A 26076-nucleotide genomic window follows, 5' to 3' on the forward strand; every position below is an offset into this window, starting at 1 on the left:
CGATCCGGCTGTGCGCTGCGCCGCCGGCGCCCGGCCGTCCACAAGGCCGACCCGAGCGCCGACGACGGCAGGTGGGCACCGACGGCCCCGCCGCGGCGAGCTCAGCCCGCCGGGACCTCCATCACCGAGAACGCCGCACCCCACGGGTCGGTGACCACGGCGAACCGGCCGAACGGAGTGTCCTCGGCGGGCATCAGCACCTTCCCGCCGCCGGCCCCGACCACCTGCACCGCCTCGTCGGTGGAGGCGACCGCGAAGCAGGTCCCCCACCCCCGGGGCAGGCCCTCGATCGCGCCGCTGAGCCCGCCGAGCGGGCGGTCACCGGTGGCGAAGGTCCAGTAGGCGTCCTCGCCCGGGACCTCCTCCCAGGCGAACCCGAACACGGCCGTGTAGAACTCCCGGGCCGCGGCCGGGTCGTCGACGGCGGCCTCGTTCCAGACCAGCGACCCGGGCTCGTTGAACACCTGGACCCCGGTGGTGGTGCCGGCCTGCCAGAGCCCGAACGAGTTGCCCTGCGGATCGGCGGCGATCGCCATCCGGCCGGCCGGGCCGACGTCCATCGGCGGGGCGAGCACTGTGCCACCGGCCGCCGTCACCCGGGCGGCCGTCGCGTCGGCGTCGTCGGTGGCGAAGTACGTCGTCCACCGCGGCGGGTCGGCCGGGTCCTGCTGCGGGCCGAGGCCGGCGGCCTCGCGCCCGTCCTTCAAGCACATCAGGTAGCCCCCGGCGTCGGGACCGGGGTCGAGGTACCCCCAGTCGAGGAACGCCGCGTAGAAGTCGCGGGCGGCGTAGACGTCGGGGGTGGCCAGATCGACCCAGCACGGCGTGCCGGGGGGCCAGGCGGTGTCGCGAGTGGGCATGTCTCCTCCTCGGGAAGGACTGCACTCGGTCGGACGGCCGAGGCGACGACCGTCCCGCTGGGGTCCGACGGTTTCCGGGCCTGCTGCCCCCGGCGCACCGACCTCCCGGTTCAAGTCTTCCGTGTCGCTGCCCTGGGTAGGTACCCACGCACCCACCGAGACCAGGAGACCCCGTGCCACACCGCGTTCCTGCCGCCGACCTGCCCCCGGGCGCCGTCCGCCCCGCCGGACCATGGGCGGTGGTCAACACCGGCGACCGGCTGTCCGCCGTCTCCCGGCGCTGCCGCCACCAGCTCGCCGACCTGGCCGAGGGCACCGTCGACGCCGACGGCTGCCTGGTCTGCCCGTGGCACCAGGCCCGCTACGACACCTCCACCGGGGAGATGGTGTCCGGACCGCGCGGGTTCCTCGGCTGGCACGGACCCACCCCGGGCTACACGACGCTGGTGCGCTGGTTCGGCCGGGTCGCCCGGCTGCGGGTGCGCCGGGCGGTCCGGCGGGGCCAGGACGTCGTCGTCGAGTCCTGACCCCGGCCGGTGCGTCAGAACGCGGGGATGACCGCGCCCTCGTAGGTCTCCTCGATGAAGGTCCGCACCTCGTCGGAGTGCAGCAGCTCCTCCAGCTGGCCGATGCGCTCGTCGTCCTCGGTGCCGGCGCGCACCACGACCAGGTTGGCGTTCGGGTTGCCCTCGGCCTCCTCCAGCGCGAGCGCGTCCTCGGCCGGCGACAGGTCGGCGTCGATCGCGTAGTTGCCGTTGATCACCGCGGCGTCGACGTCGGCCAGCGACCGGGGCAGCTGAGCGGCCTCGACCTCGGTGATCTGCAGGTTCTTCGGGTTGCCCTCGATGTCGAGGGACGTCGGCGCCGCGTCGCCGGTGTCGGCCAGGGTGACCAGGTCGTTGGCGGCCAGCAGCCGCAGCGCCCGCCCGGCGTTGGTCGGGTCGTTCGGGATCGCCACCGTGGCGCCGTCCGGCAGGTCGGCGAGGGCGGTGAGCGAGTCGGAGTAGATGCCCAGCGGCTCGATGTGCACCGGCTCCAGGGCGGTGAAGTCGTAGCCGGCGTTGGCCTCCTGCTCCTCCAGGTAGGGCACGGTCTGGAAGTAGTTGGCGTCGATCGAGCCGTCGTCCAGGGCGACGTTGGGCTGGACGTAGTCGGTGAACTCGACGATCTCCAGGTCCAGGCCGGCGTCGGCGGCCAGCTCCTCGTCGACGAACCGGAGGATCTCCGCGTGCGGCACCGGGGAGGCGCCCACCCGCAACGGCTCGTCCTCGGCCGACAGCTCGGCGCTGCCGCCACCGCAGGCGCTCAGCACCAGGGCGGTCGCGACGGCGGCAGCGGCCGCCAGGGGGTTCTTCGCACGCATGATCAGGTCTCTCTCTCGGAACAGGGTGGAACGGGCGGTCAGTGGGTGGCGAGCCGTCGGGCCCAGCGGTCGCCGGCCCACTGCAGGAGCTGCACCACCACGAGCAGCAGGACGACGGTGACGAGGGTGATGTCGGTGCGGAACTGCTGGTAGCCGTAGCGGATGGCGAAGTCGCCCAGCCCGCCGCCGCCGATCGCGCCGGCCATCGCCGAGTAGCTGATCAGCGCCACGACCGTGACGGTGACGCCGGCGACCAGCGAGGGCAGCGCCTCGGGCAGCAGCACCGTGCGGACGACGTCCCGGCGGCGGGCGCCCATCGCCAGCGTTGCCTCGACCTTGCCATGCGCCACCTCGCGCAGGCTGGTCTCCACCAGCCGGGCCAGGAACGGGACGGCGCCGATGGTCAGCGGCACGATCGTCGCGGTCGACCCGATGGTGGTGCCGACGATGCCGCGGGTCACCGGGGCGACCAGCACCAGCAGGATGATGAAGGGCAGCGAGCGGCCGAGGTTGACCACCAGGCCCAGCAGTCGGTTCAGCACCGGGTGCGGGGCCAGGGCCCCGGGTGCGGTCACGGTCAGCAGGACGCCCAGCGGCACACCGAGCAGCACGGTCAGCACCGTGGCGACGCCGACCATGTAGAGGGTCTCGCCGGTGGCGTCGAGCAGCTGCGGGGCGATCCGCGACCAGTCGTTCACCGCTGCACGTCCGGGGCGTCGGCGAAGCGCTGCACGATGGGCTCCTCTGCTGCGGGGGGCTCCTGCCCGGCGGGGGGCTCGTCCTCGGCGGCGGCCTCCGGGCGGGGGTCACCGGCGACGGTGCGCTCGACCAGGGCGCCGGCGTTGCGCAGCCGGGCGAGCGCGGGGTCCAGCCGGCCGTCGTCCCCCTCGACCCGCAGCAGCAGCCGGCCGAACCGTCGGCCGGCGACGGTCTCCACCGAGCCGCCGACGACCTCGACGGACAGCCCCAGCTCCCCGGCCAGGGTCTGCAGGACGACGCCCTGCGGGCTGGCGTCGGTGACCGTGACCTGCACCAGCGCGCCGGCAGCGGTCTCCGGGGCGGCCGGCGCGGGGACCAGCTGGGCGGCCAGCGCGGAGTCCGGCCGGGCGAGCACCTCGGTCAGCGGGCCGCCGTCGACCACCCGGCCGGCGCTCATCAGCACGGCGCTGTCGCACACCGCCCGCACCACCGACATCTCGTGGGTGATCAGCAGCACGGTCAGCCCCAGCTCGGCGCGCACCTGGCGCAGCAGGTCCAGGACGCCGGCGGTGCTGGCCGGGTCGAGGGCCGAGGTGGCCTCGTCGCAGAGCAGCACCGACGGCCGGGCGGCCAGCGCGCGGGCGATCGCGACCCGCTGCTTCTGCCCGCCGGAGAGCTGACCGGGCCGGGCGGCGTGCCGGTCGGCCAGGCCGACGAGGTCCAGCAGGTCGGCGACCCGGCGGCGGCGCTCGGTGCGGCCGACGCCGGCCAGCTCCAGCGGGTGCTCGACGTTGCCGGCCGCGGTGCGCGAGTCCAAGAGGTTGAAGTGCTGGAAGATCATCCCGATGCTGCGCCGGGCCTCGCGGACGCCGGTGTCGTCGAGGTCGGTGAGCACCCGGCCGTCGACGGTGACCGTGCCGGAGGTGGGCCGCTCCAGCAGGTTCACCAGCCGGGCGAGGGTGCTCTTGCCCGAGCCGCTCGGGCCGACCACGCCGGCGAACTCACCACGGGCCACGGAGATGCTGACCCCGTCGAGGGCGATCACCTCGCCGGCGCCGCGGCGGGCGGGGAAGACCTTGCGGACGTCGGACAGCTCGATCATGGGCGTGGGTCCTCGGGCAGGTGCGGGCGGTCGGGCGCTGCTCCCCGGACGTCGGTGCCACGGTCGTGGCGTCGCGGTACCCGGGAGCTCCTCGGCGGGAAGGGCGGGACGACGCCGCGTCAGAGGGTGCTGGCGACGCGCATCAGGTCGATGGCGCGACGACGCGTCAACGAACCCGGCTCGACCACCCGTCCAGAGTGCCCCGCCGCCCCGGCAGCCGCCACCTCCGGCCAGCCGGTTGTGATCGAACGCTCAACCAGCGGCCTGGGCCGATGACGTACTGGAACGGCCCCCCTGCAGGGGCCCACCCCGAGCTTGCGAGGCGTGGGGGGCAAGGGGCTCCTTCGTCAGGCGTCGATGCGGCGGCGACCCTCGAAGGCCCGGCCCAGGGTGACCTCGTCGGCGTACTCGAGGTCACCGCCCACCGGCAGGCCGCTGGCCAGCCGGGAGACCGCCAGCCCCAGCGGGCCGACCAGCCGGGCCAGGTAGGCGGCGGTCGCCTCGCCCTCCAGGTTCGGGTCGGTGGCGATGATCAGCTCGGTGACCTGGCCGTCCATCAGCCGGGTCATCAGCTCCTTGACCCGCAGGTCGTCGGGGCCGATGCCCTCGATCGGGCTGATCGCGCCGCCGAGCACGTGGTAGCGGCCCTTGAACTCGCGGGTGCGCTCGATCGCCACGACGTCCTTGGGCTCCTCGACGACGCAGATGACGTCGAGCGAGCGCCGCGGGTCACGGCAGATCCGGCACTGCTCGCCCTCGGCGACGTTGTAACAGGTCACGCAGAAGCGGACCTCTGCCTGCACCCGCTGCAGGGCGGCCACCAGCCGCCCCACGTCGGCCGACTCGGCGGCCAGCAGGTGGAAGGCGATGCGCTGCGCGCTCTTGGGACCGACGCCGGGCAGCCGCCCGAGCTCGTCGATGAGGTCCTGGACGGCGCCCTCGTACACGGTTCTCCTTCGGGTGGGGCGGCGGTGCGCCGCCCCGGTGGGTCAGAAGCCGGGCAGACCCATGCCGCCGCCACCGAGGCCGCCGGCCAGCGGGCCCATGGTGGTGGAGGCGAGCTCGTTGACGGCCCGCTGGGCGTCCCGGACGGCGGCCAGGACGAGGTCCTGCAGGGTCTCGATGTCGTCGGGGTCGACGGCGGCCGGGGCGATGGTGACGGCGGTGACGTCCCCGCTGCCGGTCATCGTGACGGTGACCAGCTCGCCACCGGCGGAGCCGGTGACCTCGGCGTTGGCCAGCTCCTCCTGCGCAGCGGCCAGTTGCTGCTGCATCTTCTGGGCCTGCTTCATCAGCTGCTGCATGTCGGGCTGGCGTCCGGGTCCGGGCATGCCACCGAGAGTAGGTGCTGGTGCCGACAGCTCGCCGCACCAGCGGGCCCGGCCCGGCGCGCGGGGCAGGATGACGCCATGCCGCATGCCGCCGTGCCGCAGCCCGGCCCCGCGGTGGGGGCACCCGCCCACGGGCTCCGCTCCCCCGGACCACAGCTGGCGCTGATCGCGCTGACCCAGGTGCTGGCGCTGGCCGTCTGGTTCTCCGCCTCCGCCGTCCTCCCGGTGCTGCGCCGCGACTGGGACCTGGGCACCGGGGGCGCGGTCGCCCTCACCGTCGCCGTCCAGCTGGGCTTCGTGGTGGGTGCGCTGGCCTCGGCCACGACCGGGCTGGCCGACCGGGTGCGGCCGGAGCGGCTGTTCGCCACCGGCGCCGGCGCCGCGGCCGGGTGCACCCTCGCGGTCGCCGTGCTCGCCGACGGGCCGGGGGTCGCCGTCCTGTTGCGCTTCGCCACCGGCGCGGGGCTGGCGCTGGTCTACCCGATCGGCATGAAGCTGATGGCCTCCTGGTTCGGTGCCCGCGGCCGGGGCCTGGCCCTGGGGGTGCTGGTCGGCGCGTTGACGCTGGGCTCCCTGCTGCCGCAGCTGCTGGTCGGGGTGCTCGGCGACTCCTGGCGCACCGTGCTGGTCGCGGCCGCCGGCTGCGGCGCCGTCGCCGGGCTGCTCGCCCTCGCCGCGCTGCGCACCGGGCCGCACCTGTCCGTCGGCGCGCGGCCGCGGGCGGCCCAGGCCCTCGACGGCTTCCGGGCGGCCCGGCCGCGGCTGGTGAACCTGGCCTACCTGGGCCACATGTGGGAGCTGTACGCGCTGTGGGCCTGGGCGTCGGCCTGGCTCACCGCCTCCCGGGCCGTGCACGACCCGGGCCTGGACGCCGCCGGCATCGCCCTGCTGGCCCTGGTCGCCTTCGGGGTCTGCGGCGCCGCGGGCTGCCTGCTGGGCGGCTGGGCCGCCGGGCGCGTGGGCCGGGCACCGGTCGCCACGGTCGCGGTGGCCACCAGCGGCGTCTGCTGCCTGCTGTCGCCGTGGGCGTGGTCGTGGCCGACGGGGCTGCTCGCCGTGTTCGTCTGCGTGTGGGGGGCCAGCGTCATCGCCGACTCGGCGATGTTCTCCACCCTGCTCAGCGAGGTCTCCGACCGGCGCTGGGTCGGCACGGCGCTCACCGTGCAGACCGCGACCGGCTTCCTGCTGACCACCGTGACGATCAGCGCGCTGCCCTACCTGGCCGAGGCGGTGACCTGGCGGTGGGCGCTGGTGCTGCTCGCCGCCGGCCCGGTGCTCTCGGTCGCCGCCCTGGCCCGGTTCCGGCGGCTGGGGGCCGCGGCCGGCTGACGGCGTCCCGGCATCATGGGGCCCGCCCGCGCAGGGACCACGACTGGAGGACACCGATGGACGTCGAGGAGACCCGGCTGCCCGGCATCGGCCTGCGGCACGACCTGGTGACCGCGCAGGGCCGCCGGGTCGGGGTGATCTCCCAGCGCAACGGCGCCCGGCACGTCGTCCTCTACGACGAGGCCGACCCCGACGCCGCCGCGGCCACCATCGAGCTGACGCCGGAGGAGAGCGAGGTCCTCGCCGAGCTGCTGGGCGCGCCGCGGATCACCGAGCGGCTGTCCCGGCTGCGCGAGCAGGTGGAGGGCCTGGCCACCGAGGGCCTGCCGATCGAGCCCGGCTCACCCTGGGTCGGCGCCACTCTCGGTGAGGCCGCCATCCGCACCCGCACCGGGGCCTCGGTGGTCGCCGTGGTGCGCGGCGAGGAGATGATCGCCTCCCCCACCCCGGACTTCCGGTTCCAGGTCGAGGACCGGCTGGTCGTGGTCGGCACCTCGGACGGCGTCGCGGCGGTCGGTGACCTGCTGAACTCCCGCTGATGGACGCCGGGCACACCGCGGTCCTGCTGCTGGAGCTCGGCGCCGTCGTCTTCGGCCTGGGGGTGCTGGGCTCGCTCGCCGGCCGGGTCGGGCTGTCCCCCATCCCGCTGTACCTGCTGGCCGGGCTGGCGTTCGGCAACGGCGGGCTGCTGCCGCTGGAGGCGCCCGAGGGCTTCTTCGCCACCGGTGCCGAGGTGGGCGTCGTCCTGCTGCTGCTGGTGCTCGGGCTGGAGTACACCGCCGGCGACCTGGTCGACAACCTGCGCCGGCAGGCTCCGGTCGGGGTGGTCGACCTGCTGCTCAACGGCCTGCCCGGGGCCGCCCTGGCCCTGCTGCTGGGCTGGGGGCCGACGGCGGCGCTGGCGCTGTTCGGCGTCACCGCGATCAGCTCGTCCGGGATCATCTCGAAGCTGCTCACCGACCTGGGCCGGCTCGGCAACCGGGAGACCCCCGCCGTGCTCGGCGTCCTGGTCATCGAGGACCTGGCGATGGCCGCCTACCTCCCGGTGCTCACCGGCGTGGTCGCGGCCACGAGCACCGGGGACGCGGTGCTGTCGGTCGCGGTGGCGCTGGCCACCCTCGCGGTGGTGCTGGTCGTCGCCGTCCGGCACGGCAGCACGGTCACCCGGTTCGTGGGGGCGCGGTCGAACGAGATCCTGCTGCTGCGCGTGCTGGGGCTGGCGCTGCTGGTCGCCGGGGCCGCCGAGGCGGTGCACGTCTCGGCCGCCGTCGGCGCCTTCCTGCTCGGCATCGCCCTCTCCGGCGAGGTCGCCGAGCGGATCGGCGACCTGCTCTCCCCGCTGCGGGACCTGTTCGCCGCGGTGTTCTTCGTCTTCTTCGGTCTCTCCACCGACCCGACCGAGCTCTCCGGTGCGCTGCTCCCCGCCGCGGCGCTGGCGGCCGTGGGGGTCGGCACCAAGCTGCTCACCGGCTGGGTCGCCGGCCGGCGGGCCGGGGTCGGACCCCCCGGCCGGGTGCGCGCCGGAGCAGCGCTGATCGCCCGGGGGGAGTTCTCGATCATCATCGCCGGCCTGGTGCTGGGCAGCGTGCCGGCGGCGTTCGGGCCGACGGTCGCGGCCTACGTGCTGATCCTGGCGGTCATCGGGCCGCTCGCTCCCCGGCTGGCCGACCCGTGGGTCCGCCGACTCGCCGCCCGCCCGGCCCGGCGGGCGCCGGCCTGACCGGTCAGCTGTCGATCGGGCGGGCGCCGAGCTGGGTGCGCAGCAGCTGCAGCGCGGCTGCCTCCGGGTCGAGCGCGGGAGGCGCCTCGGCGCCGTCGACCGGCACGTCGGCGGCGCGCTCGGCCATCAGCTCGTCGGCCTCGGCGCTCTCCGCGGCCTGGGCCGCCGCCCGCGCGGCCTCCGGGGTGACGGCCGGACCGGCCGGGGCCTGCCCGGGCGTGTCCACGCTGACCTGCACCTTCCAGCGGACGCCGAGCAGCTCCTGCAGCGCCTGGCGCAGCACGTCCTTGTTCAGGTCGTCGCCGAGCCGGCGGGCCAGCGCCGGTGAGGTGGTGGTGAGCGTCAGGGTGCCGGCGGCCAGCTCGTGCACCTGGGCGTTGTGCAGCAGCGCCTCGGTGGTGCGCTTGTGCCGCTTGACGACGCCGAGCAGCTCGGGCCAGATCCGCCGGACGTCCGCGGTGGTCAGCTCGCCGTCGCCACCGGCGGGCTCCGCCGGCGTGGCTGAGACCAGCGGCGTCGGCTCACCGCCGCGGGGTGCCGGGGCCGACTCCGCGGCGGCCCGCGGCGCAGGCGCGGACTCCTCGGCCGCCCGCGGTGCGGGAGCCGGCGCCGCGGCCGGGGTACGGGCCGGTGCGGCCGGCCGGGTGGGCTGCGGCCAGTCCTCGTCGTCGGTCGGCTCGGGGGGCAGCGGGACGTCCGGCTCGGTCGAGGCCGCCTGCGGCCGGGGCCGCGGCTCCTCTGCCGAGTCGGACCGCGACGGCCCGGGCTCGGCCGCCCCCGGGGCGTCTCCGGCCGGGACATCCGAGGCCGGGGTCGCTGCGGGCGGCGTGGGGGCGGCGGCCGTCGCGCCGGGACGGGCGGTCACCGGCCAGCCGTCGTCCCCCTCGGGCGCGGGCGCCGGCCGGCTCGGGGGCATGCCGGGCCGGGCGGTGGCCGGCCAGCCGTCACCGGAGGAGCCGTCGTCGGAGGCCGCGGCGCCGGGGCCGGCAGGCGAGGACGGCGCGGCCGGGGCCGACTGCGCCGCGCGCGCCTGGGACGGGCGCACGTAGGCCGGGCGGTCACCGCCGGCCGGGGCAGCGGGCCGTGCCGCCGGCGCAGGAGCAGCCGGCGCGGGGGCAGGAGCAGCGGCAGCGGGCTCGGGAGCCCGGACCGGCGCCGGTCGGGCCGGCTCCCGCACGGGCTCGCGCACGGGGGCGGGCGCCGCGACGGCGGCCTCCGGGCGGCCGGCGTGCTCACCGGCGATGGACATCCGCCGTTCGAGCCGCTCCAGGCGCTGCAGGGTGCCCGCGGCCGAGCCGTCGACGCCGGGCAGCAGCATCCGGGCGCAGACCAGCTCCAGCAGCAGCCGGGGTGCCGTCGTCCCGCGCATCTCGGTCAGGCCCTCGTGCACGGTGTCGGCCAGCCGGGACAGCGTGGCCGCCCCCAGCGCCTGGGCCTGCCGGGTCATCAGGTCCAGCCGGTCGGGCGGGCAGTCCAGCAGCCCGTTGACGCCGGCCTCGGGGACGGCGTCCAGCACGATCAGGTCACGCAGCCGGTCGAGCAGGTCGGTGGCGAACCGGCGCGGGTCGTGCCCGGCCTCCACCACCCGGTCGACGGCCTGGAAGACCCCGGGGGCGTCGGAGGCGGCGAGCGCGTCGACCGCCTCGTCCAGCAGCGCCTCGTCGGTGACGCCGAGCAGGCCGACCGCCGAGCGGTAGGTGACGCCCTCCGGGCCGGCGCCGGCCAGCAGCTGGTCCAGGATCGACAGCGAGTCGCGCACCGAGCCGCCGCCGGCCCGCACGACCAGCGGGAAGACCGTGGGCTCGACGGTGACGCCCTCGGCCGCGCAGGTCCTCTCCAGCAGTCCGCGCAGCGTGCTCGGCGGCACCAGCCGGAACGGGTAGTGGTGGGTGCGCGAGCGGATGGTCGGGAGGACCTTCTCCGGCTCGGTGGTGGCGAAGACGAAGACCAGGAACTCCGGCGGCTCCTCGACCACCTTCAGCAGGGCGTTGAAGCCCTGCGTGGTGACCATGTGCGCCTCGTCGACGATGTAGACCTTGTAGCGGCTGTGCACCGGGGCGAAGAACGCCTTCTCGCGGAGGTCACGGGCGTCGTCGACACCACCGTGGCTGGCCGCGTCGATCTCCATCACGTCGATGGAGCCGGGGCCGTCGGGCGCCAGGGCGATGCACGAGCCGCAGACCCCGCACGGGGTCGACGTCGGCCCCTGCTCGCAGTTCAGCGACCGGGCGAGGATCCGGGCCGATGAGGTCTTCCCGCAGCCCCGCGGCCCGCTGAACAGGTAGGCGTGGTTGATCCGCCCGCCGTCGACGGCGTTCATCAACGGGGTGGTGACGTGCTCCTGCCCGACCACCTCGGCGAAGGTCGCCGGGCGGTACTTGCGGTAGAGCGCCAGAGCCACGCCGCGAGGTTACGTGGCCGCACCGACGCTCCGGGACATCCCGGCCCGCTCAGAGGGTGAGGTGCAGCAGGAACTCGACCGCGCCCTGGTCCTCGACGCGGACGAAGCCCAGGTCCGGCGGCTCGATGCCGAAGTCGGTGAACGTGACCGGGACCGAGCCGGAGACGTCGATCCCCTCGGCGGTGCGCACCACGGAGACCTCCGCCTGCACCTGCTGGGTCACCCCGGCCAGGGTCAGCTCACCGGTCACCGGCACGGTCACCGGGGTGCCGGTGAGCTCGGGCAGGTCGGCGACCTCGGTGACGGAGAAGGTCGCGGTCGGGTGCGCCGCGACGTCCATCACGTTGTCCCGGAAGTAGCCGTCCCGCCGGTCGCTGTCGGTGGTGATCGAGGCGACGTCGACGGTCACGTCGGCGTCGGCCAGATCGCCGCCGGTGACGACGACGGTGCCGGTCACCTGGTCGGTGGTGCCGGCCACGGTGACGTCGGCGCCGTTGAGCACCTCGTCGACCCGGTAGCCGGCGGTGGAGGCGTCGGTGACGGTCCAGGTGCCGTCGGTGTCCGGCGTGAGCTCGGCGTCCTCGGGCTGCACCTGCACGGTGGGCGCGGGCGGCGCGTCGCCCTCGAGGGCGGCGTAGACGAGGGGCCCGCCGATGGCGGCCGCGGCGACCACCGCCACGGCCCCGCCGGTGATCCACCAGGTACGGCGACTGGGCATGACCACTCCCCTGCTTGAAGGTTCATGCAGTCAAGCGCACGAACCTGGGAGCAGCATGTGGATCACGTGAACGAAAGGGACCCCCCGCACACCCGCCAGAGCCCGCTTATCCTTGCTGCCTTCCGGCCCTGGGGAGGTTCACAGGGTGACGCCGTACGAGGGGTCGCCCTCCACTGTAGAGGACGACGCGGACCGGGCCGTCGGGCCGCCCCCGTACGCTCCCGCCGCATGACCGGGCACACCGCTGAGGGCATGACCCCCGCCCGGGGCTTCGCACTGGTCGTGCTGGCCGCGCTCTGCTGGGGCACCTCGGGCATCACCGGTGACCTGGTCGCCGACCGCACCGACCTCGACCCGCTGGACGTCGCCTGGCACCGGATGGCGGTGGGCGCCGTCCTCCTGGTCGCGGTGCACCTGGTCTCCCGTCGCCGGGCGGGCGTGCGCACGGTCTGGACCCGGCCGCTGCGCGGCCGGCTTGCCGCCGTGGGCGTGGGCCTGGCCGTCTACCAGAGCGCCTACTTCGCGGCCGTCGCGACCGCCGGGGTGAGCATCGCGACACTGGTGGCCCTGGGCCTCGCCCCGCTGCTGGTCGCGGTCGGCGCCGCGGCGCTCGGCCACGGTCGCCCGGACCGGGCGACCGGTTCCGCCCTGGTGGTCGCCCTCCTCGGCCTGGTCCTGCTGGTCGGGGTGTCCGCCGGCGGGGACGACGGCGACGCCGTCCTGCTCGGGGCACTGGCCGCCGTGGGGTGCGCGGTCGCCTACGCCGGCGTGGTGCTGCTCTCCTCGGGCGCACCTGCGGGCGTGCCGACGACGACCGTGGGCTTCGCCGTGGGCGCGGTGCTGCTCACCCCGGTCGCCCTGGTGGCCGGGCTGGACCTGACCGGCGACCCGGCCGCCCTGGGCCTGCTGGTCTACCTGGGCGCGGTGCCGACCGCGCTGGCCTACGGGCTGTTCTTCACCGGGGTGCGGGCGGTGCCGGCCGCGGTCGCCTCGATCGTGACGCTGCTCGAGCCGCTCACCGCGACCGCGCTGGCCACCGTGCTGCTCGGCGAGCGGCTGGCCCCGACCGCACTGGCCGGGGGCCTGCTCATGCTCGGCGCCGTGACGGCGCTCTACCTGCGGAGGATGGGAGATTCGAACTCCCGAGGGCTTGCACCCAACCCGCTTTCCAAGCGAGCGCCATAGGCCACTAGGCGAATCCTCCAAGTGCGTGGCCACTGTACCGGGCACCCTGGAGGCGGTGCGCTGCTCCCCTCCTTCCCGAGCGGCCACCGGGCCGCCGGGGTGGTTGAGTGATCACCCGGGACGGCGCCCGCCGCGATCCCAGACCGGAGGACGGACATGAGCGAGACCGAGCAGGTGCGCCCGGAGGTGGTGGCCGCGATCGTCACCGCCCTGCAGCAGACCGACCCCAGCAACCTCCCGGCCGACGCGACCCGCGCCGAGAAGGACGCGGCCAAGGACGAGTACCTGTCCGGCATGGTCGCCGACCGGGCCCAGCGCGACCGGCAGAGCCGTGCGTGGGAGCTGCTGCTGACCCGCGGCCACCAGGAGCCGCCCAGCTGGCAGGTCCTGTTCGACGAGCTGCCGGAGTCCTCCGTCGCCGAGCTCGGCGACCTGTACGACGCGCTGCCCGAGGGGGCCCAGGCGGAGTACGCGCGCCGCTACGGGGCTCCGGTCTCCGCCTGATCCACGACCGGGGCGGACGTGCGGACGGGAGTGCGGTGACGGCACCCGGTTCCCGGGTCGCCGGGCGCTACCTGCTGCGCTCGCGACTCGGTGGCGGCGCGATGGGCGCCGTCTGGCTGGCTCGCGACGAGCTGCTGGGGCGCGACGTCGCCGTCAAGCAGGTGATCGTGCCCGTGGGCAGCGACCCCGAGGCGACCGCCGGGCACCGCGAGGCGGCGATGCGCGAGGGGCGGATCGCCGCCCGGCTCACCCATCCGCACGCGGTCTCCGTCTACGACATGGTCGACGACGGCGGGACGCCGTGGCTGGTCATGGAGTACCTGCCCTCGCGCAGCCTGGCCACGGTGCTGGCCGAGCGGGGTCGGCTGCCGGTCGGGCAGGTCGCGCAGATCGGCGCGCAGGTGGCCGACGCGCTGGTCGCGGTGCACGCCGCCGGCGTCGTCCACCGGGACGTGAAGCCGGGCAACATCCTGATCGGTGAGGGGCCGCGCAGCGACGGCCTGGTCAAGATCACCGACTTCGGCATCTCCCGGGCGCGCGGGGACGTCTCACTGACCCAGACCGGTGTGGTCAAGGGCACGCCGGCCTACCTCGCCCCCGAGGTCGCTCGCGGCCGCGAGCCGGACGAGGCCAGCGACGTCTTCTCCCTCGGCGCGACGGTCTACGCCTGCCTGGAGGGCACCCCGCCGTTCGGGATGACGGAGAACCCGCTGGAGATGCTGCACCGGGTCGCCGGCGGGGACGTCGCCCGGCCGCGCAGCGCGGGTCCGCTCAGCCGCCCGCTGATGCGGATGCTGCACAACGACCCGACGAAGCGGCCGACGATGGCGCAGGTGCGGGACCAGCTGGCGAAGCTGGCCGCCGGCAAGGACCGGGACGTCACCGAGGTGCTGACCGCCCGCACCCCGCTGGCGCCCACCCTCGCCGACCTCCGGCCGGGGGCCGCCGCCGGCGGGCCCGGGACGGCGGCGGAACTGCCCGCTCCCTCCCCCGGCGGCCGGCCGGCCGGGTCGGGCACGCCCGCGACGTCCCCCGAGGCGGACCCGCCGGCCGAGCCGGACCGCGGGCTCGTGGCCGGCGCGGACGCCCGGGGCACGGCCGCGCCCGCCGGGGCCCGGGCCGTGCCCGCCGCGGACACGCGATCCGGCCCGCACCCGGCCGCGAGCGCCTCCCCGACCGGCGCCGCCCCCCGACGGCGCCGGCTGCTCGCACTGGCCGCGCTGCTGGTGCTCGCGCTGGTCGGCACGCTCGGCGGCGTCTGGCTGACCACCCGGGGCGACGACGGTGGCACCCAGTCGGCCGCGGGCAGCAGCGCTCCCCCGACCCCGTCGTCCAGCCCACCGTCGGAGACGGAGCAGGAGACGACACAACCGGAGACGACGGCACCGACGACCGAGGAGACGGCCCCCTCCACTCCGACCCCCACCCCGACGCCGCCCAGCTCGACACCACCACCGGCGCCGTCGACCCCCGCCGGGCCGGCGCCGGGCTCGGCTGCCGAGATCGAGCAGGCGATCAGCAGCTACTACGCCCTGCTGCCGGGCAACCCGTCGGCGGCCTGGGAGCTCACCGGGCCTCGGCTGCGGGCCGAGATCGGCAGCCGGGCGGACTACCTCGCCTTCTGGAACAAGTTCAGCAGCGTCAGCCGCGGGCCGGTGCAGGCACAGGACGGGTCACTGGTCGCCTCGATGCCGGTGACGTTCACCGAGCGCGACGGCAGCGTGAGCGCCGAACAGCACGAGATCACCCTGGTCCGGGGCGACGACGGCCGGCTGCTGATCGACTACGACCTGCCGGTCTGATCGAGGCCCCCGCAGTGGGGCCGACCAGCAACACGGCGCGGTGCACGACGTGGCCCGGGAACGCGAGGAGGCGGCGCCCGCACGGGGCGCCGCCTCCTCGACCGGCGGTGGCGGTGGGATTTGAACCCACGGAGGCTTGCACCTCACACGCTTTCGAGGCGTGCTCCTTCGGCCGCTCGGACACGCCACCGCCGGAGAGACTACAGGCCCCGCTTCGAGCGGAAGAAGGCGCGTAGCAGCGCGCCGGACTCCTCGGCCCGCACCCCGGCGACGACCTCGGGCCGGTGGTTGAGCCGCCGGTCCCGGACGACGTCCCACAGCGACCCGGCCGCCCCGGCCTTCGGGTCGTCGGCGCCGTAGACCACCCGCGCCACCCGGGACAGCACGCTCGCCCCGGCGCACATCGTGCACGGCTCCAGGGTGACCACCAGCGTCGCGCCGGTCAGGCGCCAGCCGTCGCCGTGCGCGGCCGCGGCGGCGCGCAGGGCCAGCACCTCCGCATGCGCGGTGGGGTCGCCCCGCTTCTCCCGCTCGTTGGCCGCCTCGGCCAGCACAGCGCCGGCCGGCCCGAGGACGACGGCGCCGATCGGGGTGTCGCCCCACTCCTGCGCCGCGGCGGCGAGCTCGAGCGCGCGCAGCATCGCCGCGTCGATGGTCGCGGAGCCGATCACCGGGGTGCTCCCCCGACGCTCGTGCTCTGCGTCGCCGGCGCACGCAGAGCACGAGCTCCCGCAGGGGCGGTCACCGCAGCTCGATCCCCGTCAGCCCGGACAGCTCGGCGAGCGCGGCGTCCGGGTCGACCACCTTGATCGTGTGCATGCCCAGCGAACGAGCGGGCTTGAGGTTGATGCCGAGGTCGTCCAGGTAGGCGCAGTCGGCCGGCTCGATCACCCGGCCCACCGCAGCCGACAGCCGCTGGACGGCGAGTGGGTAGATCGCCGGCTCGGGCTTGCGGATGCCCTCCACCGAGGACTCGACGACGGCGTCGAACAAGCCCAGCAGCTCCCCCAGCCGCCCGGCGCGGGGCATCGGCGCGACGTTGTTGGACAGCAGCGCGAGCGGCACTCCCGCGTGCTTGAGCCGGCCGACCGCCGCGATCATGGCCGGGCGCAGCTGACCGGCCAGCGCGGCGAGCACCCGGCCGGCGTCCAGGGTGTACCCGGCCGCGGCGGCCTCGGCCTCGAAGGCGTCCCGGAACCCGGCCTCGTCGAGCTCCCGGCGCTCGTACCGCGCCCAGGCGTTGGTGTCCGGGTCGGTGCTGTTCAGCCGGCGGATCAGCCCCTCGGGCAACGACGCCTCGGCCTCGTAGGCGGCGAAGGCGGTCATCGGGCTCTCGGTGAGCACACCGCCGAGGTCGAAGACGACCGCCTGCACGGTCACGGGGTCGCCACCGCGAGGAGCTGGTCGGCGAAGCCCAGTCGCTCGGCGATCCGCAGCACCATCTCGTCGGCCCACAGGTCGTCGGCGTCCAGCAGCCGGCCCAGCTCCTCGGCGGGCAGGCCGGCGTCGGCGAAGACGTCCAGGTCGCCGCCGGGCCAGCCCTGCTCGTCGTCGTCGAAGGCGTCGTCGATCGTCGTCCCGGTCTGCACCTCGATGCCGTAGCGCTCCACCACCTCGGCGGCCAGCACCCACTCCTGGAACGACGCGTCGGAGATCAGCGCCCGGACCATCCCGCCCGGTCCGTGCCGCAGCACCACGAAGTACAGCCGGCTGTCGACGACGAGGACGAACGGGCCCGGCCACTCCGCCGGGCCGGGCTCGCCGAGGGCACGTTCCAGCACCGGGAGCTCGTCGTCGGCGTCGGCGGCCAGCAGGTCGACCTGCCACCGCCCGCCGGCGCGGCCGACGCGGACGGCGAAGCTCTGCCGCAGCGCGGTGCCGGGGTCCGGGGAGAGGGCCATAGCCTGTAGATCATGGCCGACGCCTCCCCCGACGACCGCGCGCCGGCCTTCCCGGTGCCGACGATGCCCGCGCCTCCGGTGTCAGTGGTGGGGCTGGGCCAGCTGGGCGGGTCGCTGGCCGCCGCGCTGGCCGCCGCCGGGCGCGCGGTGTCCGGCTGGGACGTCGACCCGGCCGCCCGCGCCGTCGCCGAGCAGCACGGGGTCTTCGTCACCCGGGAGCTCACCGGCGTCGTCGTGCTCGCCGTCCCGCTGCCGGCCCTCGGCAGCGCGCTGGACGGGCTGCGGATCGACCCCGGGGCCACGGTCACCGACGTCGGCTCGGTCAAGGTCCCGGTGCTCGCCGAGCTGGGCGCCGCGCACGGTGACCGGTTCGTCGGCGGGCACCCGATGTGCGGGACGGAACGGTCCGGGCCGGACGCGGTCGACCCGGAGCTCTTCCGCGGCGCGCGCTGGGCGCTGTGCCTGGAGCCCGACACCGACCTGCGCCGCTGGCTGCGGGTCGCCGAGATCGCCCTGGCCGTCGGCGCGGAGGTCGTGCCGGTGACCGCCGCCGAGCACGACGACGCCGTCGCCGCGATCAGCGCCGTCCCGCACCTGCTGGCGGCCGCGCTGGCGGCCGCCGCCGGGCAGGCCGGCCCGCTGGCCCTCTCGCTGGCCGCCGGCAGCTTCCGGGACGGCACCCGGGTGATCGCCAGCGACCCGGCGTTCGTCACGGCGCTCGTGCAGGGCAACGCCGGGCCGGCCATGGCGGCGCTGGACCGGGTGCGGGCCCAGCTGGACCGGCCGGTGCCCGAGCTGGTCGCCGATGGCCATGCGGTGCGCACCGAGACCCCGGGACGACGTCCGGTGCGGGTGCCGCTGGACCGGTCGGCACTGCTCTCACTGGGCCGCGCCGGCGGGGCCGTCACCCGGCGGCTGGCCGCCTTCGTCGAGGGCTGGGTGCCCGATCGGCGGTGACCCGCAGGCGTGGGAGGCCGCCCGAGCGGGCAAGGTGATCACCAGGCCGACCAGGGACCACCAGGCACGAGGAGAGGGAGACCATGGACGACAAGGACATCCGCAGCAAGATCGAGGCGCTGGTCGAGGAGGAGCACGCGCTCCGCAACGCCAGCGAGCACACCGACGAGCAGCGCGCCCGGCTCAAGCAGATCGAGGAGGACCGGGACCAGCTGTGGGACCTGCTCCGCCAGCGGGACGCCAAGCGCCAGTACGGCGAGGACCCCGACGAGGCGCAGCCCCGCCCGGAGCCGCAGGTGGAGAGCTACCTCCAGTAGCCGACCGGCGGCCCGGCACGTGGCGACCCAGCGGCCATGTCGGCCAACACGGCCGCCGGCCGGGCCGTCAAGGTCGGGTGGCCGGCCGGTGCTCGGCCGCCAGGAGCGCCAGCTGCCACAGCAGGCGCACCCGGGGGTCGGTGACCGACCGGCCGGTGACCTGCTCGATCCGGCGCAGCCGGTGCATGACCGTGTTGCGGTGGCAGTACAGCTGGTCGGCTGCCCGGGTGGGCGAGCCGTCCGCGGCGAGGAACGCCGTCAGGGTGTCCAGCAGCACGTCCCGCTCCTCGCCGGACAGGTCCAGCAGGCGGCCCAGCGACTGGTCCACCAGCCGGCGGGTGATCTCCGGGGAGCTGCTCAGCAGCGCCTCGGGCAGCCGGTCGTCGATGGAGACCACGCGGCCCCCGCCGGCCGGCAGGGTGCGGGCCGCGGTGTCCGCCAGCCGCCACGCCGACCCGACGGACGCCGCGCCCTCCACCACCGCCGACACCCCGACCGGCCCCTCGGCGAGCTCCCCGAGCCAGCCGAGCACGTCCCCGAGGCGGCGGGTGCCCAGCGCCACCACCCCGACCTGGGCCCCGGAACGCCACCCCCACACCGACCGCACCCCGCGCTTGAGCAGCCGGGCCGCCGGCTCGGTCAGGGTCGGGTTGCCGGCGTCGTCCGGAGGCGCGACCGCGCAGACCAGCCGGCCGTCCAGCGGCAGCGCGAGCAGCTCCGACGCCGTGCGCACGAACACCGGGTCGCCGCCGCGACCCCCGAGCAGGCCGTCGAGCACCTGCTGCCGGGCCTGGTCGTCGATGCCGGCCAGCCGCCGCTCCTCGGCCCGGTAGGCCTCGGCCAGCGCCGCGCACTGGACGTCGTTGACGTGCCAGACCGAGCCGGCCACCTCGAGCAGGACGTCGCTGTCCCCCGGCGCCTCCGCCGCCCGCGCCGCGGCCCGCAGCGCCTCCCAGGTGACCTGCCCACCCAGCCGGTAGGCCCGCAGCACGGTCTCCAGCGGAACCCCCTGCGCGGCCCGCCGGCGACCGACCTCCCGCGCCGCGGCCATCCCGGCCCGGCCGCTGTCGTCGGCGTCCCCCATCAGGGTCCGGACGCCGCGTTCCAGGTTGGCCCGGCCGGACTCGAAGAGCTCGGCGCGCACGACCGGCCCCTGTTCGGTGTAGGCACCCTCGCTGCGCTCCAGGATGCTGACCATCCGGGACGTCATCTCGTCCAGCTGCTCCAGCAACGGCGGAGCCAGCTCGGCCAGCCGCGCGGCGACCTCGGGTCGGAACGGTTGCACACCGCCACCTCTCTGTGACACACGGCACAACGCACAAGCGACCGGACTGATCACTGTGCTGGCCGCCCATTGTGACGGCTCTCACGGCACTCCACGCTCGGGGTGTCGGAACACCCGACGCTCGTCAGCCGCGGCATGCCCGGCGGACGGGGACACCCGAGGCAAAGGAGCCGTGGGCCCGTTGGCGCAGCCGACCCCGAGCGCAGGCAGTACCGCGACCGACCACCGTCAGGGCCGGGACCGGAGCCCGGACCCGGCCGCCCGGCTCGAGATGACCGGGATCTCGGTCTCCTTCGGTGGCGTCACCGCCCTGTCCGACGTCTCGCTCGTCGTCGAACCGGGCCAGGTGCACGGCCTCATCGGCCCGAACGGCGCGGGCAAGACGACGTTGTTCAACGTCGCCTGCGGCCTCGTCCGGCCCTCGGCCGGGGAGATGACGTGGCGGGGCAGTGCGGTGCGCAAGCTGCGCCCGCACCAGCTCGCCGGCCTCGGCATCTCCCGCACCCTGCAGGGCGTCGGGCTGTTCGCCGGGATGACCGTGCTGGAGAACGTGATGGTCGGCGCCCACCGGCACGCCCGGGCCGGGTTCGCCTCCGCGCTGCTCGCCCTGCCGCGCTCGGACTCCGACGAGCGTGAGCTGCGCGCCCGGGCCGCCGCCGCGCTGGCCGACCTGGGCGCCTCCCGGTACGCCGACCGGTACCCCGGCGGGCTGCCCTACCCGGTGCAGAAGCGGGTCGCGCTGGCCCGCGCGCTGGTCGCCGACCCCGACCTGCTGCTCCTCGACGAGCCCGCCAGCGGCCTCGCCGAGGACGAGATGCACGAACTCGGCGAGCTGATCCGTACCCTGTCCGGCCGGATGAGCGTGCTGCTGGTCGAGCACCACATGGACCTCGTCATGCGGGTCTGCGACCAGATCACCGTCCTGGACTCCGGCCGGCAGATCTCCGCCGGCACCCCGGCCGAGGTGCAGGCCGACCCCGCGGTCACCGAGGCCTACCTCGGGGACGACGTGGACGTCGAGGCCGACGCCGCCGAGCTCTCGGCGGCCGGCGAGGGAGGACGCCACCGTGACTGACGCACGCACCCACGGCAGCACCGCCGTCACCACCACCGGTGGCACGGCGACCGCGCCGGCGCTGCTGGAGATCGAGGGGCTGACCAGCTCCTACGGCCCGGTCCGCGCTCTGGACGGGGTGTCGCTGAGCGCCGAGGCGGGCCGGATCACCGCCGTCCTGGGGGCCAACGGCGCCGGGAAGACGACCCTGCTGCGCACCGTCAGCGGCCTGGTGCGCTGCTCGGCGGGCCGGGTGACGCTGGGCGGGGAGGACATCACCTCCGCCCCGGTCGAGGCGATGGTCGGCAAGGGCATGGCGCACGTGCCGGAGGGCCGGGGCGTCATCGCCGAGCTCACCGTCGACGAGAACCTCCGGGTCGGGTCGCTGTTCCGCGGCAAGGTCGGGCGGGAGGAGTTCGACCGCGTCTACGACCTGTTCCCGCGGATCGCCGAGCGCCGCGACCAGCCGGCGCACGTGCTGTCCGGCGGCGAGCGGCAGATGCTCGTCATCGGCCGCGCGCTGATCGCCAAGCCCCGGATCCTGCTGCTCGACGAGCCGTCGCTGGGCCTGGCCCCCCGGATCGTGGCGCAGATCTTCGGGCTGCTCCGGCACCTGGTCGACACCGAGGGCCTGTCGGTCCTGCTGGTCGAGCAGAACGCCCGCAGTGCGCTGTCGGTCGCCGACGTCGGCGTCGTCCTCAACCTGGGCCGCGTGGTGGTGACCGACTCCGCGCGCACGCTGATGGGCGACGAGGACCTCCGCCACGCCTACCTGGGCTTCTGACCCGCCCTCCCGAGAACCCGAACAGCCAGGAAGGCGCCTCCGTCGTGCAGCAGTTCATCAACGTCACCCTCACCGGACTGACCGAGGGCATGGTCTACGCGGCCTTCGCCCTGGCCCTGGTGCTGATCTGGCGGTCCACCCGGATCGTCAACTTCGCCCAGGGCTCGATGGCCGCGGCCACCGCGTTCATCGCCCTGGCCCTGATCCAGGCCGGCTGGTCCTACTGGGCGGCGCTGGTCGTCGCCCTGGTCTCCGGCTTCGTCATGGGCGCGGTGATCGAGCGGGTCGTCGTCCGGCGGGTCGAGGGCGGGCCGGAGCTCAACGCGGTGATCGTCACCCTCGGTCTGTTCGTCGCCATCCAGGCCGGCATCGCGATCGTGTTCGGCTCCTCGTTCCAGTCCTTCCCCACCCCGTTCGGGCTGCAGGGATTCCAGGTCGGCGACAACCGGATCGCCTTCACCCCGACCAGCCTCTACGTCATCGGCGCCGTGCTGGTCACGATGGGGCTGCTGGTCGCGCTCTTCCGCTTCACCCGGGTCGGGCTGGCCATGCGGGCATCGGCCTTCGGTCAGGAGGTCGCCCGGCTGCTCGGCGTGCGGGTCGGCCGGATGCTGACCCTCGGCTGGGGGCTGGCCGCGGTGGTCGGCTCACTGGCCGGGCTGCTCATCGCCGGTGGCGAGTTCATCTACCCGGCCTACATGGACAGCCTGATCGTCTTCGGCTTCGTGGCCGCGGTGCTCGGCGGGCTCGACTCCCCGATCGGCGCCGTCGTCGGCGGGCTGATCCTCGGCCTGGCGCTCAGCTACGTCAGCGGCTACGTGCCGCGCGGCAGCGCCCTGGTCAACGTCTCGGCCCTGGTCATCCTCATGGTGGTCCTGCTCGTCCGCCCCGGTGGCCTGTTCGCCAGCAGCACCGCCCGGAGGGCATGACGATGAGCGACCTGCAGAGCCCCACCACCGACACCGCCACCGCCCCGGGCAAGGCGACCTCCAGCCCGCCCACCGAGGCGACCGCCGGGGGCGACCAGCCCACCGCGACCCGACGCCGCAGCCTGCTGCCCAGCTCGACCCTGCTGCGGCACCTCCTCCTGCTCGCGCTCGGCGCGGTGGCGACCGTCGTGATCCTGGAGATCACCGACCCGTTCACCAACTCGCAACTGGCGACGCTGAGCTACTACGCGATCGCCGCCGGCGGGCTCACCGTGCTCACCGGCATGAACGGCCAGATCTCCCTGGGGCACGGCGCCCTGATGGCCGTCGGCGCGTACACCACCGCGCTGTTCCTCTCCGCCGAGGAGCCGCCGCCGCTCCCGCTGATCCTGCTCGCCGCCATCGTGGTGGCCACCGCGGTCGGCGCGCTGGTCGGTGTCGCCGCCGCCCGGCTGCACGGCCCGTACCTGGCCGGGGCCACCCTCGCCCTGGCGGTCGGGCTGCCCGGGCTCGCCATCTACTTCCACGACTGGCTCGGTGGCGAGCAGGGCATGCGGGTGCGGGCACCCCGGGCGCCGGAGGCCTTCGACTCGTTCATCAGCACGGTCTCGGGCAACTCCGCGACCAACACCAAGTGGCTGGCCTACGTCGGCGCCATCTGCCTGCTGATCACCTACTTCCTGCTGGCCAACCTGGTGCGCAGCCGGGTCGGCCGCACGTGGCGGGCGGTGCGCGACCAGGAGGTCGCCGCCGAGCTGGCCGGGATCAACCTCGGCGCCTGGCGGGTGCTCGCCTTCACCGTCAGCGCCGCCGCCGCCGGGCTGGCCGGCGGTGTGCTCGCCCTGGTCGTCCGGCTGGCGGCACCCAGCGGCTTCACCCTCGTGCTCTCGCTGTCGCTGCTCACCGCGATCGTGATCGGCGGGCTGGGCAGCCTGCTGGGTGCCCTGCTCGGCTCGGCGCTGCTGGTCTTCCTGCCGCCGTTCGTGACCGACCTGGGCGCCGGCTGGGGCCTGGACAACACCGAGGCCGCCCAGCTGGCCCCCTTCGTCTACGGCGTGGTGCTCATCGTCGCGATGATCTTCGCTCCCGCCGGCTTCATCGGCACCCTCCGCATGCGCTGGCTCACCAGCCGGGCGAAGCGGTCGGCTGCCCGCTCGAGCGGGGGGTGAGCACGACCCGACCGGCCCGCCGCTCCCGGCCCCTCGACTCCCCACCCACTCCCGGGCAACGCCGCCCGGACCGCACCAGAGGAGATCAGTTGTCCACTTCCTCCCGACGTCTCATGACCGTCATCGCCGCAGCCACCGCCGCCTCGACCCTCGCCGCCTGCGGCGGGGGCGGCGACGACAGCGGCGGCGGCAGCGGTGGCGGCGACAGCAGCGCCAACGAGGCCTCCGACATCGGCATCACCGAGACCTCGATCAAGCTGGGCGCCCACTTCCCGCTCACCGGCGTGGCCGCCCCCGGCTACAGCGAGATCCCGACCGGCGCGCAGGCCTACTTCGACTGCCTCAACCAGGCGGGCGGGGTCAACGGCCGGGAGATCGAGTACATCTACCGCGACGACGCCTACAACCCCTCCAACACCAGCCAGGTGGTCAACCAGCTGGTCCTGGAGGACGAGGTCTTCGCCATCGTCGGCGGCCTCGGCACCCCGACGCACAGCGCCGTCCTGGACTTCCTGAACAGCGAGGGCGTGCCCGACCTGTTCGTCTCCTCCGGTTCGCTGCTGTGGGGTGACGACCCGGAGACCAACCCGTACACGTTCGGCTGGCAGACCGACTACATGAGCGAGGGGAAGATCATCGGCGACTACATCGCCGAGAACTTCCCGGACGCCAAGGTCGGGCTCTTCCTCCAGGACGACGACTTCGGCGAGGACGGCGAGGCTGGCATCCGGGAGTACATCGACGACCAGATCGTGGCCGCCGAGCGCTACACGCCGGGCAACACCAACGTCGGCCCGCAGATCGCCGCGCTGCAGGCCGCCGGGGCCGACTTCGTCGTCGGCTTCAACGTGCCCAGCTACACCGCGCTCTCCCAGCTGACCGCCCTGCAGCTCGGCTACGACCCGCAGTGGTTCTACTCGAACGTGGGGTCGGACCCGACGCTGGTCGGCAACCTGCTGAACAACTTCTCGCAGGGCCAGGTGAGCGACGCCAGCCTGCTCGACGGCGCGCTGACCACCGACTACCTGCCGACGGTCGACGAGCCGGACAACCCCTGGGTGCAGGAGTTCCAGCGGATCTGGGACGAGTGCGGCGGCGAGGGTGAGCTGACCAACTACCGGATCTACGGGATGTCGCAGGCCTACACGACCGTCCAGGCGCTGCAGGCGGCCGGGCAGAACCCGACCCGCGACGGCCTGGTCGAGGCCATCGAGACCGCCGGCTCCGAGTGGGAGGGGCCGGTGCTCGCACCGTTCCGCTACTCCGCGGACAGCCACATGGGCACCGCCGGCATGTCGATCAGCCGGATCACCGGCACCACGACCGAGCAGGTCGAGCCGGTGCAGCTGACCGACATCGGCGACGCCGAGATCGAGTCCTACGACGGCGAGCCGGCCGAGGTGCCGGAGAACGGCATCCCGAACGAGGAGTCGGTCGTCGACTAGCAGGTGAGAGGCCCCCTCTGCCCCCACGCTCGGCGCGGGACCCTGCAGAGGGGACGGACGGGCCGTCGGCCTCCCTCGCGGGAGGCCGACGGCCCGTCGCACGTCCGCCCGCGAACACTTCGGCCCCGAAGTGTGTGCGGAGTTGATCTAGTGGGTAGGGCACCGGGGATCCGCGAGCTGGACGCGCGGACCGGGCAGACGGGAGAGGTCATGGCGGTCGAGGGACCGGTGCGGGGCGCGCGGGAGATCAAGCGGGCGGTGGTGACCGGTGGCGCCGGTTTCCTGGGGTCGCACCTGTGCGAGCAGCTGCTGGACCGCGGCGTCGAGGTGGTCTGCCTGGACAACTTCCTCACCGGCTCCCCGCAGAACGTGCTGCACCTGATGGAGCACCCCGGCTTCCGGCTGGTGCGCTGCGACGTCACCGACTACGTGCACGTGCCCGGCCCGGTCGACCTGGTGCTGCACTTCGCCTCCCCCGCCAGCCCGCTGGACTACCTGAAGATGCCGATCGAGACCCTCAAGGTCGGCAGCCTGGGCACCCTGCACACCCTGGGCCTGGCCAAGGAGAAGGGCGCCCGCTACCTGCTGGCCAGCACCTCGGAGGTCTACGGCGACCCGCTGCAGCACCCGCAGCGCGAGGACTACTGGGGCAACGTCAACCCGGTGGGGCCGCGCGGGGTCTACGACGAGGCCAAGCGGTTCAGCGAGGCGCTCACCACCGCCTACCGGACGTCGCAGGGCACCGACACCGCGATCGTCCGCATCTTCAACACCTACGGCCCGCGGATGCGCGCCGACGACGGCCGGGCCATCCCTGCCTTCGTCGGCCAGGCCCTCGCCGGCCGGCCGCTGACCGTCGCCGGCGACGGCTCGCAGACCCGCTCCATCTGCTACGTCGACGACACCGTGCGCGGCATCCTGGCGCTGGCGTTCTCCACCGAGACCGGGCCGATGAACATCGGCAACCCCGACGAGCTGTCCATGCTCGACCTGGCCCGCTGGATCGTCGCGCTCACCGACTCGGACTCCGAGATCGGCTTCATCGACCTGCCGGTCGACGACCCGAAGGTCCGCCGTCCCGACACCACCCTCGCCACCGAGGCGCTGGGCTGGGCACCGACGGTCAGCTCGGAGGAGGGCCTGCGCCGAACGGTCGCCTGGTTCGCCGCCCAGCGGGAGACAGCAGCCGCTCAGGCCGGCTGAGACAGGGGCCGTCGCAGT

At 74.9% G+C, this 26076-nt stretch carries 26 protein-coding genes, 2 tRNA genes, 1 other RNA gene and 1 pseudogene; 15 read left to right on the forward strand and 15 right to left on the reverse strand.

All coding sequences use genetic code 11. The features are described from left to right. Positions 1-101: 101 nt before the first annotated feature. The gene (locus HLA93_RS02645) at positions 102-860 is read right to left on the reverse strand and encodes a VOC family protein (protein ID WP_222192703.1); all 759 of its coding nucleotides are present in this window, start codon (positions 858-860) and stop codon (positions 102-104) included. Positions 861-1033: 173 nt separating this feature from the next. Here HLA93_RS02645 and HLA93_RS02650 point away from each other — a divergent pair, with 173 nt between their 5' ends. Further along, complete coding sequence (locus HLA93_RS02650; RefSeq protein WP_222192704.1) at positions 1034-1387, forward strand: Rieske (2Fe-2S) protein; 354 nt, start codon at positions 1034-1036, stop codon at positions 1385-1387. Between the two features lie 14 nt (positions 1388-1401). Here HLA93_RS02650 and HLA93_RS02655 read toward each other — a convergent pair whose 3' ends face one another. From HLA93_RS02655 to HLA93_RS02675, 5 genes are all read right to left on the reverse strand, one after another. Next, positions 1402-2223, reverse strand: coding sequence for a MetQ/NlpA family ABC transporter substrate-binding protein (locus HLA93_RS02655; protein ID WP_222192705.1), 822 nt, complete (start codon positions 2221-2223; stop codon positions 1402-1404). 38 nt (positions 2224-2261) lie between these two features. Further along, complete coding sequence (locus HLA93_RS02660; RefSeq protein ID WP_222192706.1) at positions 2262-2921, reverse strand: methionine ABC transporter permease; 660 nt, start codon at positions 2919-2921, stop codon at positions 2262-2264. Next, positions 2918-4024 carry a methionine ABC transporter ATP-binding protein gene (locus HLA93_RS02665; protein WP_222192707.1) on the reverse strand — a complete coding sequence of 369 codons (1107 nt, stop codon included), beginning with the start codon at positions 4022-4024 and terminating at the stop codon, positions 2918-2920. Before HLA93_RS02665 ends, HLA93_RS02660 begins: the two co-directional genes overlap by 4 nt. A 347-nt stretch (positions 4025-4371) precedes the next feature. Continuing rightward, a complete protein-coding gene (recR, locus tag HLA93_RS02670) occupies positions 4372-4971 on the reverse strand; it encodes a recombination mediator RecR (protein WP_222192708.1) in 600 nt (199 codons plus the stop codon). Positions 4972-5013: 42 nt separating this feature from the next. Next, the gene (locus HLA93_RS02675; protein WP_246625489.1) at positions 5014-5355 is read right to left on the reverse strand and encodes a YbaB/EbfC family nucleoid-associated protein; all 342 of its coding nucleotides are present in this window, start codon (positions 5353-5355) and stop codon (positions 5014-5016) included. Between the two features lie 78 nt (positions 5356-5433). Here HLA93_RS02675 and HLA93_RS02680 point away from each other — a divergent pair, with 78 nt between their 5' ends. Genes HLA93_RS02680 through HLA93_RS02690 form a run of 3 tightly spaced genes read left to right on the forward strand, consistent with a single transcriptional unit; the run spans position 5434 to position 8404 of the window. Further along, entirely contained in the window at positions 5434-6684 is a 1251-nt protein-coding gene (locus HLA93_RS02680) for an MFS transporter (RefSeq protein ID WP_222192709.1), read from the forward strand. A gap of 56 nt (positions 6685-6740) precedes the next feature. Next, on the forward strand, positions 6741-7223 hold the full coding sequence (locus HLA93_RS02685; protein WP_222192710.1) for a cation:proton antiporter regulatory subunit: 483 nt from the start codon (positions 6741-6743) through the stop codon (positions 7221-7223). Next, complete coding sequence (locus HLA93_RS02690; protein ID WP_222192711.1) at positions 7223-8404, forward strand: cation:proton antiporter; 1182 nt, start codon at positions 7223-7225, stop codon at positions 8402-8404. The genes HLA93_RS02685 and HLA93_RS02690 overlap by 1 nt, the downstream gene beginning before the upstream one ends. A gap of 4 nt (positions 8405-8408) precedes the next feature. Here HLA93_RS02690 and HLA93_RS02695 read toward each other — a convergent pair whose 3' ends face one another. From HLA93_RS02695 to ffs, 3 genes are all read right to left on the reverse strand, one after another. Continuing rightward, the gene (locus tag HLA93_RS02695) at positions 8409-10805 is read right to left on the reverse strand and encodes a DNA polymerase III subunit gamma and tau (RefSeq protein WP_222192712.1); all 2397 of its coding nucleotides are present in this window, start codon (positions 10803-10805) and stop codon (positions 8409-8411) included. Positions 10806-10854: 49 nt separating this feature from the next. Next, positions 10855-11523, reverse strand: coding sequence for a YceI family protein (locus HLA93_RS02700; protein WP_222192713.1), 669 nt, complete (start codon positions 11521-11523; stop codon positions 10855-10857). Positions 11524-11595: 72 nt separating this feature from the next. After that, positions 11596-11691, reverse strand: an RNA gene (gene ffs / locus HLA93_RS02705) — signal recognition particle sRNA small type. Between the two features lie 84 nt (positions 11692-11775). Between ffs and HLA93_RS02710 the strand changes: the two are divergent. Further along, a pseudogene (locus HLA93_RS02710) lies at positions 11776-12576 on the forward strand (DMT family transporter); the annotation flags it as partial. Between the two features lie 66 nt (positions 12577-12642). On the opposite strand, the gene HLA93_RS02715 reads toward HLA93_RS02710, so the two are convergent. After that, positions 12643-12727 (reverse strand) — tRNA-Ser (locus HLA93_RS02715). Between the two features lie 137 nt (positions 12728-12864). On the opposite strand from HLA93_RS02715, the gene HLA93_RS02720 reads away from it, so the two are divergent. Further along, positions 12865-13212, forward strand: coding sequence for a hypothetical protein (locus tag HLA93_RS02720; RefSeq protein WP_222192714.1), 348 nt, complete (start codon positions 12865-12867; stop codon positions 13210-13212). Positions 13213-13247: 35 nt separating this feature from the next. Next, the gene (locus HLA93_RS02725) at positions 13248-15014 is read left to right on the forward strand and encodes a serine/threonine-protein kinase (RefSeq protein WP_222192715.1); all 1767 of its coding nucleotides are present in this window, start codon (positions 13248-13250) and stop codon (positions 15012-15014) included. Positions 15015-15119: 105 nt separating this feature from the next. Here the strand turns inward: HLA93_RS02725 and HLA93_RS02730 are convergent. The 4 genes from HLA93_RS02730 to HLA93_RS02745 all read right to left on the reverse strand — a co-directional run bounded on the left by HLA93_RS02730 (position 15120) and on the right by HLA93_RS02745 (position 16915). After that, positions 15120-15204, reverse strand: a tRNA-Ser gene (locus tag HLA93_RS02730). Between the two features lie 10 nt (positions 15205-15214). Beyond that, positions 15215-15685: a nucleoside deaminase gene (locus tag HLA93_RS02735; RefSeq protein WP_308127908.1), complete on the reverse strand. Its 471-nt coding sequence runs from the start codon at positions 15683-15685 to the stop codon at positions 15215-15217. Positions 15686-15755: 70 nt separating this feature from the next. Continuing rightward, positions 15756-16394: an HAD-IA family hydrolase gene (locus tag HLA93_RS02740; RefSeq protein WP_222192716.1), complete on the reverse strand. Its 639-nt coding sequence runs from the start codon at positions 16392-16394 to the stop codon at positions 15756-15758. Next, positions 16391-16915: a tRNA adenosine deaminase-associated protein gene (locus HLA93_RS02745; protein ID WP_222192717.1), complete on the reverse strand. Its 525-nt coding sequence runs from the start codon at positions 16913-16915 to the stop codon at positions 16391-16393. Before HLA93_RS02745 ends, HLA93_RS02740 begins: the two co-directional genes overlap by 4 nt. A 12-nt stretch (positions 16916-16927) precedes the next feature. Here HLA93_RS02745 and HLA93_RS02750 point away from each other — a divergent pair, with 12 nt between their 5' ends. Together HLA93_RS02750 and HLA93_RS02755 are read left to right on the forward strand one after the other, a co-directional pair. Further along, positions 16928-17872, forward strand: a complete 945-nt coding sequence (locus tag HLA93_RS02750) for a prephenate dehydrogenase (RefSeq protein ID WP_222192718.1) — start codon at positions 16928-16930, stop codon at positions 17870-17872. Between the two features lie 83 nt (positions 17873-17955). Continuing rightward, positions 17956-18189, forward strand: a complete 234-nt coding sequence (locus HLA93_RS02755; RefSeq protein WP_222192719.1) for a DUF2630 family protein — start codon at positions 17956-17958, stop codon at positions 18187-18189. 67 nt (positions 18190-18256) lie between these two features. Here the strand turns inward: HLA93_RS02755 and HLA93_RS02760 are convergent, their stop codons facing one another. Further along, positions 18257-19474 carry a PucR family transcriptional regulator gene (locus HLA93_RS02760; protein ID WP_222192720.1) on the reverse strand — a complete coding sequence of 406 codons (1218 nt, stop codon included), beginning with the start codon at positions 19472-19474 and terminating at the stop codon, positions 18257-18259. 172 nt (positions 19475-19646) lie between these two features. Between HLA93_RS02760 and HLA93_RS02765 the strand changes: the two genes are divergently transcribed. The 6 genes from HLA93_RS02765 (at position 19647) to HLA93_RS02790 (ending at position 26058) form a co-directional block, all read left to right on the forward strand. Beyond that, a complete protein-coding gene (locus HLA93_RS02765) occupies positions 19647-20549 on the forward strand; it encodes an ABC transporter ATP-binding protein (protein WP_222192721.1) in 903 nt (300 codons plus the stop codon). Further along, positions 20542-21312: an ABC transporter ATP-binding protein gene (locus HLA93_RS02770; protein WP_222192722.1), complete on the forward strand. Its 771-nt coding sequence runs from the start codon at positions 20542-20544 to the stop codon at positions 21310-21312. The genes HLA93_RS02765 and HLA93_RS02770 overlap by 8 nt, the downstream gene beginning before the upstream one ends. Positions 21313-21356: 44 nt before the next feature. Beyond that, complete coding sequence (locus tag HLA93_RS02775; RefSeq protein WP_222192723.1) at positions 21357-22241, forward strand: branched-chain amino acid ABC transporter permease; 885 nt, start codon at positions 21357-21359, stop codon at positions 22239-22241. A 2-nt stretch (positions 22242-22243) separates the two neighbouring features. Continuing rightward, a complete protein-coding gene (locus HLA93_RS02780) occupies positions 22244-23410 on the forward strand; it encodes a branched-chain amino acid ABC transporter permease (protein ID WP_246625491.1) in 1167 nt (388 codons plus the stop codon). Between the two features lie 113 nt (positions 23411-23523). Further along, on the forward strand, positions 23524-24855 hold the full coding sequence (locus HLA93_RS02785; RefSeq protein WP_222192725.1) for an ABC transporter substrate-binding protein: 1332 nt from the start codon (positions 23524-23526) through the stop codon (positions 24853-24855). A gap of 210 nt (positions 24856-25065) precedes the next feature. Then, positions 25066-26058: a UDP-glucuronic acid decarboxylase family protein gene (locus HLA93_RS02790; protein ID WP_222192726.1), complete on the forward strand. Its 993-nt coding sequence runs from the start codon at positions 25066-25068 to the stop codon at positions 26056-26058. Positions 26059-26076 lie beyond the last annotated feature (18 nt).

The sequence above is a fragment of the Modestobacter italicus genome, from assembly GCF_019799965.1.
Lineage (GTDB): Bacteria > Actinomycetota > Actinomycetes > Mycobacteriales > Geodermatophilaceae > Modestobacter > Modestobacter italicus_A.